A 13,298-nucleotide genomic window follows, 5' to 3' on the forward strand; every position below is an offset into this window, starting at 1 on the left:
CGCAAGACAATCAGTGTGAGGAAGAAGATGCTGCAGGGGCACGCTTGAAGAGAGCACTGATCTCCCCAACGATGCCGCGGCGGAAGGCAAGCACGCAAACAATGAAGATGAAACCGGTAACGATGGTGACCGATTCACCGATCGAGCGGAACCATTCAATGGTGGTCAAGGCAGCAAGCCAGTTACCCAAGTCACCCAGTTTATTCTCCAGCGCAATAATCAGGATGGCACCGACGATCGGACCCGACAGTGTTCCCAAGCCGCCGACCAGTGTCATCAATACCACCAGGCCGGACATCGACCAGTGCACATCCGTCAGGGTCTCGAAACCGAGCACTACGGTTTTAGTAGCGCCTGCCAACCCCGCCAGCGAAGCCGACAACACGAAGGCGAGCAGCTTGTAACGGTCGACGTCATAACCGAGCGAGATGGCACGCGGCTCGTTTTCCTTGATCGCTTTCAGCACCTGGCCGAACGGGGAATGCACAGTCCGCACGATCAGCGCAAAACCGGCGATGCAGATGGCCAGCACGACAAAGTACAACGTCATGTCGCTTTCAAGGTTAATGACACCAAGCAACTTTCCGCGCGGCACGCCTTGCAAACCGTCTTCACCGCCGGTAAACGGTGTTTGTAAAAAGACGAAATACAGCATCTGTGCCAATGCCAACGTAATCATGGTGAAGTAAATTCCCTGGCGACGGATCGCCAGCCCGCCCATGATTAGGCCAATCAGTGCAGCCACAATGACGCCCGCAATGATACCCAGTTCAAACGGCAATCCCATGACCTTCAGCACATGACCGGTGATATAGCCCGCGCCCCCAAAAAAAGCTGCATGCCCGAACGACAGCAGTCCGGTAAAACCGATCAACAAATTGAAGGCGCATGCAAACAACGCAAAGCACAACACTTTCATCAGGAATACCGGATAAAGAAAATATGGCGCCGCCAGCGCAGCCGCGATGGCGATTGCATATCCGACTTTCTTGTTCATGGTTCCAACCTTTTCAAACCTGTGACTCCGAACAAGCTATTCAAACAATATTCAAACGACCTGCAATACCTTCCATCGGCCGGCGGCTTCGCTGCGTTCGGAATGACAGCGAAGCCTGCGACCAGGCGCAGCAGGTTTATTTCTCTTTCCCAAACAAGCCGGCCGGACGAATCATCAGCACGATGGCCATGATGATGAACACGACGGTCGCCGACAGTTCCGGATAAAACACGCGTGTCAGGCCTTCAATGACGCCAAGCCCGAGGCCGGTAAGGATCGACCCCATGATGGAACCCATACCGCCGATCACCACCACGGCGAACACGACGATGATCAGGTTGGACCCCATCAGCGGCGATACCTGGATCACAGGCGCCGCCAGCACGCCGGCCAGAGCCGCCAGCGCCACGCCGAAGCCGTAGGTCAGCGTGACCATCAGCGGCACATTGATGCCGAAAGCCTCGACCAGCTTGGGGTTTTCGGTACCGGCACGCAGGTAGGCACCGAGTTTGGTCTTCTCGATGACGAACCATGTGGCGAAACACACCACCAGAGACGCCAGAACGACCCAGGCGCGGTATTTCGGCAGGATCATGAATCCGAGGTTGAACGCGCCCGAAAGCGCCTCAGGGACCGAATACGGCTGTCCCGATACGCCATAGATGGAGCGGAACACCCCTTCCAGCATCAATGTGATCCCGAAGGTCAGCAGCAAACCATACAGGTGATCGAGTTTGTACAGCCAGCGCAGCATCGTCTTTTCGATAATGATGCCGAACACGGCAACGATCAGCGGTGCGACGATCAGCATGATCCAGTAATTGACCTCAAAGTAACTGAGGCCCATCCACGCCAGAAAGGCGCCCATCATGTACAGCGCGCCGTGCGCAAAATTGATCACATTAAGCAGACCGAAGATCACCGCAAGGCCGAGCGACAGCATTGCGTAGAACGAGCCGTTCACCAGTCCGAGCAGCAGCTGGCTCAGCATGGCCTGCAGGGGGATGCCGAATATATCCATAAACGATAAGAGAGTAGATGATGCCGATGATGCCAGTCATGCGCCCTCACCCGCCGTCCTGATCCTGACAAAGAGTCATGAACGATGAGTGAAACAGCAGGGCTGCTGTTTCAACGCGACCTTCCGGCAAGAGAGGTCGCGCACTACACCAGGAGCGCCGTACCTTTGCCCCGGACGTAAAGTGACTACAGTGACTAAACAAAACAAAACCCGGACCTTTAAATCCGGTCCGGGCTGGTTCTTACTTGCTTACTTCCACAATGCGCACTTGGTTTCGGCCTTGGTAGTGAATGCCTGGTCGCCCGGGATGGTCTGTACCACCTTGTAATAATCCCATGGGTACTTGGATTCGTTCGGGGCCTTCACCTGCATCAGGAACATGTCATGCACCATGCGGCCATCCGGACGGATCACGCCGTTCTTGGCGAACATGTCATTGACCTTGGTGTTTTTCATTTGCGCGATGACCTTGTCCGAATCATCCGTGCCGGCTGCCTTCACCGCGTTCAGATACGTCATGGTGGCCGAGTAGTCGGCGGCCTGCAGGCTGGAAGGCATCTTCTTCATCTTTTCGAAGTAGCGGCGCGCCCACTTGCGGGTCTCGTCGTTCTGGTCCCAGTACCAGGCGTCGGTCAGGTACATACCCTGTGTCAGTTTCGGAGTCAGCGAGTGCACGTCGTTGATGAACATCAGCAGGCCGGCCAGCTTCATCGACTTGGTGATGCCGAACTCGTTGGCGGCCTTGATCGCGTTGATGGTGTCGCCGCCCGCATTGGCCAGACCCAGGATCTGTGCCTTGGAAGACTGCGCCTGCAGCAGGAAGGACGAGAAGTCGGACGCTGACAGCGGATGGCGTACCGAGCCGACCACCGTGCCACCGGATGCCTTGACGACATTGCTGGTATCGCTTTCCAGGGATGCGCCGAACGCATAATCGGCGGTCAGGAAAAACCAGCTCTTGCCACCCTGCTTGACGACTGCGGAGCCGGTACCCTTGGCCAGGGCGACCGTATCATACGAATAATGGATAGTGTACGGTGTGCACTCTTCGTTGGTCAGGCGCGCGGTACCTGCGCCGATGGAAATGAAGGACTTCTTCTTTTCCGCCGCGACCTTCGCCATCGACAGATTGGTACCGGAATTGGTGCCGCCCAGCAGCATGTCGACGCCATCACGGTCGAACCATTCACGTGCCTTACTGGCCGCGACGTCCGCCTTGTTCTGGTGGTCGGCGAAGATCAGTTCGATTTTCTTGCCGTTGACCGAGCCGCCGAAGTCAGCGATGGCCATCTTGATCGCTTCAACGCCGCCCTGTCCATCGATGTCCGAATACAGGCCCGAGATGTCGGTGATGAAACCGATCTTCACGGTATCGCCGGAAATTTGCGCGGATGCGGACCCTGCCATGGCGAGCGAGAGAGTCGATGCTACGGCAACTGCAATTGCTTTCAACTTCATTTGGATCTCCTTTGTTATAAACAATGCCACCCAGTGGCATGCTTCCTTATACCCCGAGCAGTGAATTCAGCACAGGCATCTTGTTATTCAGTTCGGATGAAGCAAAGGTCTCAACGATCTGCCCATGTTCCATCACATAGAAGCGATCGGCCAGCGGGGCGGCAAAACGGAAGTTCTGCTCGACCATCACGATGGTGTAACCCTTTGCCTTGAGCATGGTGATCATGCGCGCCAACGCTTGCACGATGACCGGCGCCAGGCCTTCTGAAATCTCATCGAGCAACAACAGTTTCGCGCCGGTGCGCAGAATGCGCGCAACCGCCAGCATCTGCTGTTCACCGCCGGACAGGCGGGTGCCTTGGCTGTTACGCCGCTCCTTCAGATTGGGAAACATGTCGTAGATTTCTTCTATCGACATGCCCTTGTCAGTCTTCGAAACCGGCGGGGGCAGCAACAGGTTTTCCTCGGCCGACAGCGATGAAAAAATGCCGCGCTCTTCGGGGCAGTAACCAACGCCGAGATGCGCCACTTTATGGGTCGGGAAGCCGATCGCTTCGATGCCGTTGATCTTGATCGAACCCTTGCGTGCGCCGGTGAGTCCCATGATTGCACGCATGGTGGTGGTGCGTCCGGCGCCGTTGCGACCGAGCAGCGTGACGACTTCGCCCTGGCTCACCGACAGATTGACGTCATGCAGAATATGTGACTCGCCATACCAGGCGTGCAGATTGGTGATTTGCAATGCGGGTGTTGCCATTCAATGCGCTCCTTCCAGCGCACCGGATGCCGTGCCCATATACGCTTCCATGACCTGAGGATTGTTCGATACTTCCTGATAGGTGCCTTCGGCTAGTACAGCGCCGCGCTGCAAGACCGAGATGCGGTCGCTAATGCCGGAAATCACGCTCATGTTGTGCTCCACCATGAGAATGGTACGGCCCGCTGACACCTTCTTGATCAGTGCGGTGACGCGGTGCACGTCTTCGTGTCCCATGCCCTGCGTCGGTTCGTCGAGCAGCATCAGTTCCGGTTCCATCGCCAGCGTGGTGGCGATTTCGAGGGCGCGCTTGCGACCGTATGGAAGATCGACTGTCATCGTGTCGGCAAAATTTTCCAGGTCCACTTCGTGGAGCAAGGCAATCGCCTTGTCGTTAAGCGCATTCAGCCTTTTCTCGCTCTGCCAGAAGGCAAAGGAATTGCCGAGCGGGCGCTGCAGACCGATACGCACGTTTTCCAGCACCGTCAGGTGTGGGAAAACAGCGGAAATCTGGAATGACCGGATAATGCCCTGGCGCGCGATCTGCGCCGGTTTGGCCATTGTAATGTCGCGGCCATTGAAAAGAATCTGTCCCGAAGTCGGGACCAGAAATTTGGTAAGCAGGTTGAAGCAAGTTGTCTTGCCGGCACCGTTCGGGCCGATCAATGCATGGATATGTCCGCGCTGCACCTGCAGGCTGACATTGTTGACCGCGGTGAAGCCCTTGAACTCCTTGGTCAACTGCTTTGTCTCCAAAACCACATCCGCCATGGGTTCTCCCTGTTGACTGTTATGAGCAGAAGGTTGTGCATAACGTTGATGCACAGTACACAGTACGACTGGGGGGGTGGCAATACAGTAGATAAATCTTCTACCGATTGTTTGGCCTGTATCAATGTTATTCAGCACTTGACTTCAGGCAACTCGGGCGAATGTTAGCATGAAGAAAATCGACATGCCAGTAAGCTAAGCTTATTCGTGCCTTTCGCAGTGCAATCTCGCGTAAAGCTCTCCTAAATCTCTCTTTTTCTACGTATTTCTACGGTGGTAATGCCACCGTGGCCCATCGACTTCATGCGATCACGCTATCTGGCACGGCCTGGATTGCTGGCGCTTCCGCATTGCGTCGCGCTGCCTTGATCCATTCAGCAGCCTTTTCCGCGATCATGATCGTCGGCGAATTGGTATTGCCCGATGTGATCGTCGGCATCACCGATGCATCGACAACGCGCAAACCGTGTACTCCCCGCACACGCATATGGCTGTCGACAACGGCAAGCGGATCATCGTTGCGCCCCATCTTGCAGGTGCCTACCGGATGGAAAATGGTCGTGCCGATCTCACCGGCCGCCTTGGCGAGTTCTTCCTCGGTACGGTAATGCACACCCGGTTTGAATTCTTCCGGTGTGTATTTCTGCAGGGCCGGGGCAGCAACAATGGTACGCGTCAAGGCCAATGCCTTCGCGGCGACACTGCGGTCTTCCGGCGTGCTCAGGTAATTTGGCGTAATCTTCGGCGCGGCGAATGCATCGCCGGAAGCGATCCGGATATGGCCGCGTGCGGTCGGACGCAAATTGCATACGCTGGCGGTAAATGCAGGGAAAGGATGCAAGGGTTCACCAAAGCGTTCCAGCGACAGGGGCTGCACGTGGTATTGCAAATTCGGGGTGGGCTGGGATGAGTCGGAGCGCGTAAAGGCGCCAAGCTGGGAAGGTGCCATCGACATCGGTCCGCTACGCGACACCGCGTATTCCATGCCGATGCGCATCTTGCCGAACCAGTTGCTAGCCATGGTATTGAGGGTCTTCGCACCTTTGATGCGAAATGCCATGCGCAGCTGCAGATGATCCTGCAGGTTTTCACCGACGCCCGGCAGGTCGACCACGACCGGAACACCATGCCGCTGCAACAATGCGCCCGGACCAATGCCAGACAACTGCAGGATTTGTGGTGAGCCGACAGCGCCGGCGGTCGAAATCGTTTCCCTGGCCGCTTCGGCAAACCACTCGGTGCCGCCGCCGGTAAATTCAACACCGGTACAGGTTTTGCCTTGCGGACCATCCTCGATGCGCAGGCGTTTCACATGGCATCCCGTCATGATGTCAAGCTGACCCTTGCGGCCATTGGGCACTTTCAGAAAAGCGCGTGCGGTGCTCCAGCGCAGACCTTTTTTCTGGTTCACTTCAAAGTAACCGCAACCTTCATTGTTGCCGCGGTTGAAATCATCCACCTTGGGAATGCCAACCTGCTCCGCGGCATCGCGGAAGGCATCCAGGATTTCCCATGACAGGCGTTGGCGCTCCACCCGCCATTCGCCACCGGCTCCGTGAAATTCATTGGCACCCAGATGGTGGTCCTCGGTTTTCTTGAAAACCGGCAGCACCTTGTCCCAGCGCCAGCTGTCGTCGCCAGTCAGGTCTGCCCACAGGTCGTAATCGCGGCCTTGCCCACGCATGTAAATCATGCCATTGATCGACGACGAGCCTCCCATCACCTTGCCGCGCGGATAAATCAAGGCTCGCCCGTTCAGTCCGGCATCGGCTTCGGTGCGGAACAGCCAGTCGGTGCGCGGATTGTCGATGCAATACAGGTAACCGACGGGAATATGGATCCACATGTAGTCATCCTTGCGCCCTGCTTCCAGCAACAGCACCGAGACGCCTTCGTCCTGGGCCAGCCGGTTGGCCAGCACGCAGCCGGCACTACCCGCGCCAATGATGATGTAGTCGTATTTTCCAGCCGATTCCATGGTGAGGCTCCTGTACTGCGTTGTGTTCCTGATGTTACCCCGAAGGGGTCTCGAACATTGGACTTTTGCTTTTAGGGGGTTACCGCATTTGCCAAGGCCGATGAAGCTTTGCGGTTTTTAATCTAGTAGTTGATATATACGAATAGTAATAATGGTTAACGTCCGTCACGGTCTGTGGATAAGCCCGGTTAACCCTGCACAATCAATCGCTTGGCGAATGCACAGCTAATTGGACAAACGGTGTATTGGCGAAGGATGGATTCGGGATAAAAAAACGGCTTCATCTTTTTTCACAGTTGTCCCGTTTACATCCAGCGGCTGTCCATAGACTTATCCACAGGGCCAAAAAACCACAGGAAGACCGTTCCGCACGGCAGGCACAGAGGGAATGGCCGGTGTGCCCTTCCCTCACGTGCATCATTAACTTATTTCGCCACCGGCATCGTGAATTCCGCCCCCTTGCCGATCGAATCGGGCCAGCGCTGCATCACCGATTTGTAACGGGTATAGAAACGAATGCCTTCTTCACCATATGCATGGGTATCGCCGAACAGCGAACGCTTCCAGCCGCCAAAGGAATGCCATGCCATCGGCACCGGAATCGGGACGTTGATGCCGACCATGCCGACTTCGATGCGGCGCGAGAATTCACGTGCGGTATTGCCATCGGACGTGAAGAGGGCAACGCCATTGCCGAATTCATGGCCGTTGATCAACTGCACCGCCGACGCAAAATCAGGCACGCGCACCACACACAGCACCGGACCAAAGATTTCTTCCTTGTAAATCGTCATGTCGGGGGTGACATGGTCAAACAGCGAACCGCCGAGGAAGAAGCCGTTTTCATGTCCGGCCACTTTCAGGCCACGGCCATCGACCAGCAGCTTGGCGCCGGCCTGCACGCCATCAGCGATGTAACCTTCAATCTTTGCCTTGTGCTGGGCGGTGACCACCGGTCCCATTTCGGCTGCGGCTTCCATGCCGTTCATGACCTTCAGCGCCTTGACGCGGGGGATCAGCGCTTCGATCAGCTTGTCGGCGACACTGCCGACCGCCACCGCCACCGAGATCGCCATGCAGCGCTCGCCAGCCGAGCCGTAAGCCGCGCCCATCAGCGCATCGACCGCCTGATCCAGATTGGCGTCCGGCATCACGACCAGATGATTTTTCGCGCCGCCCAGCGCTTGCACACGCAGCGGATACGGACCTTTGCGCTTCGCGCCCTCTGTGTAGATGTATTCGGCAATCGGTGTCGAACCGACAAAGGACACCGCATTCACGGAAGGATGATGCAGCAGCGCGTCGACGGCCACCTTGTCGCCCTGGACCACATTGAATACGCCATCCGGCAAGCCGGCACGCTTCAACAGATCGGCCACCATCAGGGATGGCGACGGATCGCGCTCGGAAGGCTTGAGGATGAAGGTGTTACCGGTGGCGATTGCCATCGGCGCCATCCACATCGGCACCATGAAAGGAAAATTGAATGGCGTGATACCGGCAGTCACGCCTAGCGGCTGGCGCAATTGCCAATTGTCGATGCCACCGCCAATGTTGTCGGTGAACTGGGTCTTCAGCAGCTGCGGAATGCCGCAGGCGAACTCGACCACTTCCAGCCCGCGCGTGACTTCGCCCTTTGCATCCGAAAACACTTTGCCATGCTCACGCGTAATCGCGGCGGCGAGATCGTCATGATGCTCTTCGATCAATTCCTTGAACTTGGACAGGATACGGGCACGCTTGAGCGGCGCGGTATCGGCCCAGGCCGGTGCTGCCGCCTGGGCGGCCGAGACAGCGGCATGGACTTCCTCTTGGCTGGCCAGCACGACCTGTGCGCTGACCTCGCCGGTGGCCGGATTGAAGACATCTTGTTTCCGGCCGCTGGTCGATTCAACGGTGCGACCACCGATATAGTGCTGGATAAGCTGCGTCATAAGGATTCCTTTGGCAAATTCACGATTTTCGACAGAATACCGCGCAACAACAGCGAAGGCCAATCAGTTATTATCAACTTGATATAAGAACTATTTATGATGCTGCCATGGACCTCACCCAGCTACGCGCCTTTGTCACCGTCGCCCGCGAAGGCAACCTGACACGCGCGGCCGAGCGCCTGCACCTGACCCAGCCGGCGGTCAGCCTGCAAATCAAATCCTTGCAGGCCAGCCTCAATCTCCAGCTATTTCATCGTACGCCGAGCGGCATGTCGCTGACCGATGACGGCGCCAAACTGCTGCCCTTCGCCGAAAGGGTGATGGAAAGCGTCGCTGAATTTCGCCAGGGCGCTGCGGCACTGCATTCGACGCTGTCAGGCACGCTGGCGATCGGCACCATCCTCGACCCGGAATTCATCCGGCTCGGCGCTTTCCTGAAACGGCTGGTGGAAACTTATCCACAGCTATCAACCCAGTTGCAGCAAGGCATGTCCGGGTGGGTGCTGCAGCAAGTGCGTTCCGGCACGCTCGACGTCGGTTATTACCTCGGCACGCCCGGCAAGGAATTTCATTCACAAACCCTGACCACCTTCACCTACAACGTCGTCGCGCCCAAGGGATGGAAAAACCGGGTCGCCGGCAAAGGCTGGGAAGCGCTGGCGCAACTTCCCTGGATCTGGACGCCGCCGGAATCCGCCCATTACCGCCTGCTGACCAAGACCTTCGCCGAGTTCAAAGTGCAACCGAACAAGGTGGCACTGGTCGACCAGGAAATGTCCATGCTCGACCTGGTGAAGTCCGGCGTCGGCCTCTCACTGATCCGGGAATCAATCGCTCTGCGAGAAGCGCATGCGCATGGTTTGGTGATCGCCGACCGCGTCAGCCTGTCCACGGAACTGTCCTTCATTGCCTTGGCAAAGCGGAAACAGGAACCCACTATTGCAGCCACATTCGCTTTATTGCAGGCGCTTTGGCCGCATTAAGGTGTGGACGGGTGTCGGCGTCTTTCGCCTGTGGATAAGTCTATGGACAGCCGTTGGACGTAAACGGGACAAGCAGAGAAAAGAACAAAGCCGATTTTTTTATCCCCGATCTGTCCGTCACAGATACAAGCCTTATCCGCGTCCTTATGCGCATCGCAAGCACTTGATCCGTAAACGGTTTACCCGCTTATCCACAGAAACATGGCTGTGTTAACAACTACTACTATTTGTATATATCAACTACAAGGTAAACCAACCCCTTCCTTTTTTATCGGCTGCGGCCGGCAGTCTGCCGCCTGAAAGCCAAACCCCGGCACAATGTCGGTTTTGAATGTTTTAAAAGGAAACATTGATGACGGTTGGATTTCCGCGCCTCGGAATCATCAGTGCGCTGCATCAGGAGCAGGCCGGCCTGATCGATCTCATGCACAACAAGTCAACCCTGACACGCGGCATGCGGGAATACACCAGCGGGCGCCTGGAAAATACCGACACGGTCTGCGTGCTGTCACGCATTGGCAAGGTCGCGGCTGCGGCAACTGCCGCCACGCTGATCGAACACTTCGACGTTACGCACGTCGTCTTTACCGGTGTGGCAGGCGCGACGGATGAATCGGTACAGGTCGGCGACATCGTGGTAGCAGACGCCCTGGTACAGCACGACATGAATGCCTCACCGCTCTTTCCGCGTTTTGAAATCCCCTTGTTGGGCCAGTCTCACTTCGCCAGCGACTTGTCGTTGACTGAACAATTGCTCAGCGCGGCACAAAGTTTTGTCGAGCAGGATCTGGGCAATGTACTCAGTGAACAGGACCGTATGCAATTTCGCCTGGAGCGGCCGCGTGTGCATCGCGGGTTGATCGGCAGCGGCGACGAATTTATCCACAACAGGGATAGGCGTGAGTTACTGCGCAGGCAGTTTCCGGATTTGCTGGCTGTGGAAATGGAAGGCGGCGCGGTTGCGCAAGTCTGCTTCGAGTTCGGTGTGCCGTTTGCAGTCATACGCACCATTTCCGATGGAGCCAATGAAGGTGCGCCGCATGACTTCATGCAATTCATCGAACGCGTCGCTTCACGGTATGCATTCGCCATCGTGCGCCGCTTATGTGGCTAGGGTTGGTTAATGTAGCTCGCATGACATAAGGGGCACCGGCTGATTCATCTGCCGCTGGTTTCCGGCATTCGCCGCTTTGCGGTCTTCTTGGTCTTCGTAGCTTTTGCATCAGGCTGTTCCGCGGCTTTGGCCATCAGCGCACCGCAGCCGCTGTTTTCTCCCGGACCGACATGGATCAGGGGAATCAGCGCGGCAGCGAACGGTGCCAGTACGCCGAGCGCCAGCGCGCTTCCCGCGCGTAGCGCCAGCACCCCCTTGTCAGCCTCGACCTTGGGGTTGATCAGCGGTCCGGTCACATAGAGCGGCGCACCGAGAGAGATAAGCCGCACTCCCTTGCTTTCCGGCTGCAGCGTCAGCGCCAGCTGTTCCTTCGCAAGATCGATACTGCCGCTCACGTAAATATTGGCCGTTTCCGTATCGACAACGAAGGCTTTCGGCCGCATTACGCCTTTTTCGATTCTCAGGGCCGCCACCGCGCAGTGCAATTTGACCTGCTCATCACCGAATAGCCGGCTGACCACGATGTCGCCGACATTCAGACCGATCTGGTCCAGGACCAGTTTGCTGACGGTTCCTTCGCTCGCGACCAGCCTGACCTCGCCGCCGGACGATGCAAACAAGTCCGCGATCGAGTTTCCGCTTCCATGCAGGACCACGTCACCGTTGATTTCACCGGTGCTTGCCTGCGTGTCGGGAACCCGAAACAAGTTCTGCAATTTCAGGTGCCGGGCTGTCATCTTTAATTCGCCCTTCACCGGTTTTACCCGGGCATCGAGGCGCAGATTGGCCACCATGGTGCCACCTGCGATGCCAAACCTGACCGGGGCCAGGGACAACACGCCACCGTCCAGTCGTATCCTGGTGACGATATGGTCGATTGGCAGTTCATTTTTGCGCACCATCTTGCCGACAGTGAACTGGACATCGGTATCGATGCTGTTCCAGCGTTCGGCCTTGAATGGTTCGACCGGAAGGAGCCTGTTTTTCGGCTGGACCACACGGACACCGCGTTCTTTTTTGCTTGCCATGGAGTCGGCGCCAATCAGTGGCGACAGATCACTGACATTGAGCACGTCGGAAGTGAGTGTGCCCTCCAGCCGTGGACGCGGGTCGCCCGGCGTGAAGCGCAGGCTGCCCGCCATGTCGGAAATGCCGACCTTGCCCTTGAAGTCTTCATAGGACCAGCCGCCACCCGGTACACCCGGCGAGCCGCGCAGCCGGCCTTCCGTCGAGAATGGCCGGGTCTCCGGCAGCACCATGTCGAACAAGGGATACAGGTGCGCCATACTGATACCCGAAATCTTCAGCAGCAAGTCGACTTCTTGCGTCTTCATCGGTCCGGTCAGCGTGCCCTTCGCATCGATACGTGTTTGGCCGAGACGCAGGCTGAGCTCCAGCGGATACTGCAGGTCTTGCGACTTGAACGACAACACACTGCCAGAGCGGCCGTCGCCACTGGCTTCTTCGCCACGGAAGCTGCCCGCCATGCGCCAGCCCAGCAAGTAGCCTTCATTGCTACGGCTGCCCAGGGTATCGACCTCGGCTTTCATGTCGGTATGGCGCAAGGCATCGACGAAACGGACCGAGCCTTTGTTGAAACTGACGCGCTGCAGATTGAATTTCCACCCGGAGCGCTTGCGCGGCGTGAAGGTCCAGTTGTTTTGCGCCGGTTCATGGCCGCGTTCGAGCAGGACGTCGACGTTATGCAGTGCCAGTACGGGAACGATGACATGCTGGCGCAGCAGTCCTAGCGGACTGATGGACAGGGTGACCTTGTCGGCATGCGCCATCCAGGGTTCTTTTGCCCATTCCGCATTGCCAAGCGTCACGTCGTCAGCGGTCAGGCGTGGCCATGGTATCCATGCACGCCAGCCGCTATCGCCCTGTGTTGCCTGCCAGGTCAGCGACAAGTCGCCGTTGACGGCAAACGCGCGTCCGGTGACATCGCTAACTTGGGTGGTGATCCAGGGCTTGGCATGATTCCAGTCGTACGACAATAGCAATGCAACGGCAATCGCCAGTACGGCAAGCACGCCGATAAAGCAGCCGATCGCGATATGTGTCGCCCTTGACATACCAAATAGGACTTACCAGAAAGGCAAGAGTTCATGCATGTAACAATGCTCAGGCAAGTTGGATGCCGCGTTACTGATGCACATCAGTGCACAGCGTCGCTGCTGAACAATCGGCCGAAAAGCAAAATGGCGTCATCCTTGTGAGGATGACGCCATTTCAGTTGTACAGTTGCACGTTACCGAGATCTAAGGCTCTCTAACACAGGTCGC

At 57.1% G+C, this 13,298-nt stretch carries 10 protein-coding genes; 2 read left to right on the forward strand and 8 right to left on the reverse strand.

Annotation, left to right across the window (positions count from 1 at the left end):
- Positions 1–10: 10 nt before the first annotated feature.
- From ASE07_RS01080 to ASE07_RS01110, 7 genes are all read right to left on the reverse strand, one after another.
- Positions 11–997 carry a branched-chain amino acid ABC transporter permease gene (locus ASE07_RS01080; RefSeq protein ID WP_057288935.1) on the reverse strand — a complete coding sequence of 329 codons (987 nt, stop codon included), beginning with the start codon at positions 995–997 and terminating at the stop codon, positions 11–13.
- Between the two features lie 136 nt (positions 998–1,133).
- A complete protein-coding gene (locus ASE07_RS01085; RefSeq protein WP_057288936.1) occupies positions 1,134–2,018 on the reverse strand; it encodes a branched-chain amino acid ABC transporter permease in 885 nt (294 codons plus the stop codon).
- A 249-nt stretch (positions 2,019–2,267) separates the two neighbouring features.
- Positions 2,268–3,476 carry an ABC transporter substrate-binding protein gene (locus tag ASE07_RS01090; RefSeq protein WP_057288937.1) on the reverse strand — a complete coding sequence of 403 codons (1,209 nt, stop codon included), beginning with the start codon at positions 3,474–3,476 and terminating at the stop codon, positions 2,268–2,270.
- 46 nt (positions 3,477–3,522) lie between these two features.
- Entirely contained in the window at positions 3,523–4,233 is a 711-nt protein-coding gene (locus tag ASE07_RS01095) for an ABC transporter ATP-binding protein (RefSeq protein ID WP_057288938.1), read from the reverse strand.
- On the reverse strand, positions 4,234–5,004 hold the full coding sequence (locus ASE07_RS01100; RefSeq protein ID WP_057288939.1) for an ABC transporter ATP-binding protein: 771 nt from the start codon (positions 5,002–5,004) through the stop codon (positions 4,234–4,236). It lies immediately after the preceding gene.
- Positions 5,005–5,305: 301 nt separating this feature from the next.
- Positions 5,306–6,982 carry a GMC family oxidoreductase gene (locus ASE07_RS01105; RefSeq protein ID WP_057288940.1) on the reverse strand — a complete coding sequence of 559 codons (1,677 nt, stop codon included), beginning with the start codon at positions 6,980–6,982 and terminating at the stop codon, positions 5,306–5,308.
- Between the two features lie 425 nt (positions 6,983–7,407).
- Entirely contained in the window at positions 7,408–8,916 is a 1,509-nt protein-coding gene (locus tag ASE07_RS01110; RefSeq protein ID WP_057288941.1) for a CoA-acylating methylmalonate-semialdehyde dehydrogenase, read from the reverse strand.
- A gap of 107 nt (positions 8,917–9,023) precedes the next feature.
- Between ASE07_RS01110 and ASE07_RS01115 the strand changes: the two genes are divergently transcribed.
- Entirely contained in the window at positions 9,024–9,899 is an 876-nt protein-coding gene (locus ASE07_RS01115) for a LysR family transcriptional regulator (protein ID WP_057288942.1), read from the forward strand.
- A gap of 352 nt (positions 9,900–10,251) precedes the next feature.
- Positions 10,252–11,013, forward strand: a complete 762-nt coding sequence (locus tag ASE07_RS01120; RefSeq protein ID WP_057288943.1) for a 5'-methylthioadenosine/adenosylhomocysteine nucleosidase — start codon at positions 10,252–10,254, stop codon at positions 11,011–11,013.
- A 44-nt stretch (positions 11,014–11,057) separates the two neighbouring features.
- Here ASE07_RS01120 and ASE07_RS01125 read toward each other — a convergent pair whose 3' ends face one another.
- Positions 11,058–13,088, reverse strand: a complete 2,031-nt coding sequence (locus ASE07_RS01125; RefSeq protein ID WP_057288944.1) for an AsmA family protein — start codon at positions 13,086–13,088, stop codon at positions 11,058–11,060.
- Between the last annotated feature and the right edge of the window lie 210 nt (positions 13,089–13,298).

Origin of the sequence: Noviherbaspirillum sp. Root189 (assembly GCF_001428545.1) — a bacterium.
GTDB lineage: Bacteria > Pseudomonadota > Gammaproteobacteria > Burkholderiales > Burkholderiaceae_D > Noviherbaspirillum.

Bases quoted from the DNA above. Each gene is read 5' to 3' on its own strand.
- ASE07_RS01080 (WP_057288935.1), bottom strand. From the start codon at position 997: ATGAACAAGAAAGTCGGATATGCAATCGCCATCGCGGCTGCGCTGGCG.
- ASE07_RS01085 (WP_057288936.1), bottom strand. From the start codon at position 2,018: ATGGATATATTCGGCATCCCCCTGCAGGCCATGCTGAGCCAGCTGCTG.
- ASE07_RS01090 (WP_057288937.1), bottom strand. From the start codon at position 3,476: ATGAAGTTGAAAGCAATTGCAGTTGCCGTAGCATCGACTCTCTCGCTC.
- ASE07_RS01095 (WP_057288938.1), bottom strand. From the start codon at position 4,233: ATGGCAACACCCGCATTGCAAATCACCAATCTGCACGCCTGGTATGGC.
- ASE07_RS01100 (WP_057288939.1), bottom strand. From the start codon at position 5,004: ATGGCGGATGTGGTTTTGGAGACAAAGCAGTTGACCAAGGAGTTCAAG.
- ASE07_RS01105 (WP_057288940.1), bottom strand. From the start codon at position 6,982: ATGGAATCGGCTGGAAAATACGACTACATCATCATTGGCGCGGGTAGT.
- ASE07_RS01110 (WP_057288941.1), bottom strand. From the start codon at position 8,916: ATGACGCAGCTTATCCAGCACTATATCGGTGGTCGCACCGTTGAATCG.
- ASE07_RS01115 (WP_057288942.1), top strand. From the start codon at position 9,024: ATGGACCTCACCCAGCTACGCGCCTTTGTCACCGTCGCCCGCGAAGGC.
- ASE07_RS01120 (WP_057288943.1), top strand. From the start codon at position 10,252: ATGACGGTTGGATTTCCGCGCCTCGGAATCATCAGTGCGCTGCATCAG.
- ASE07_RS01125 (WP_057288944.1), bottom strand. From the start codon at position 13,088: ATGTCAAGGGCGACACATATCGCGATCGGCTGCTTTATCGGCGTGCTT.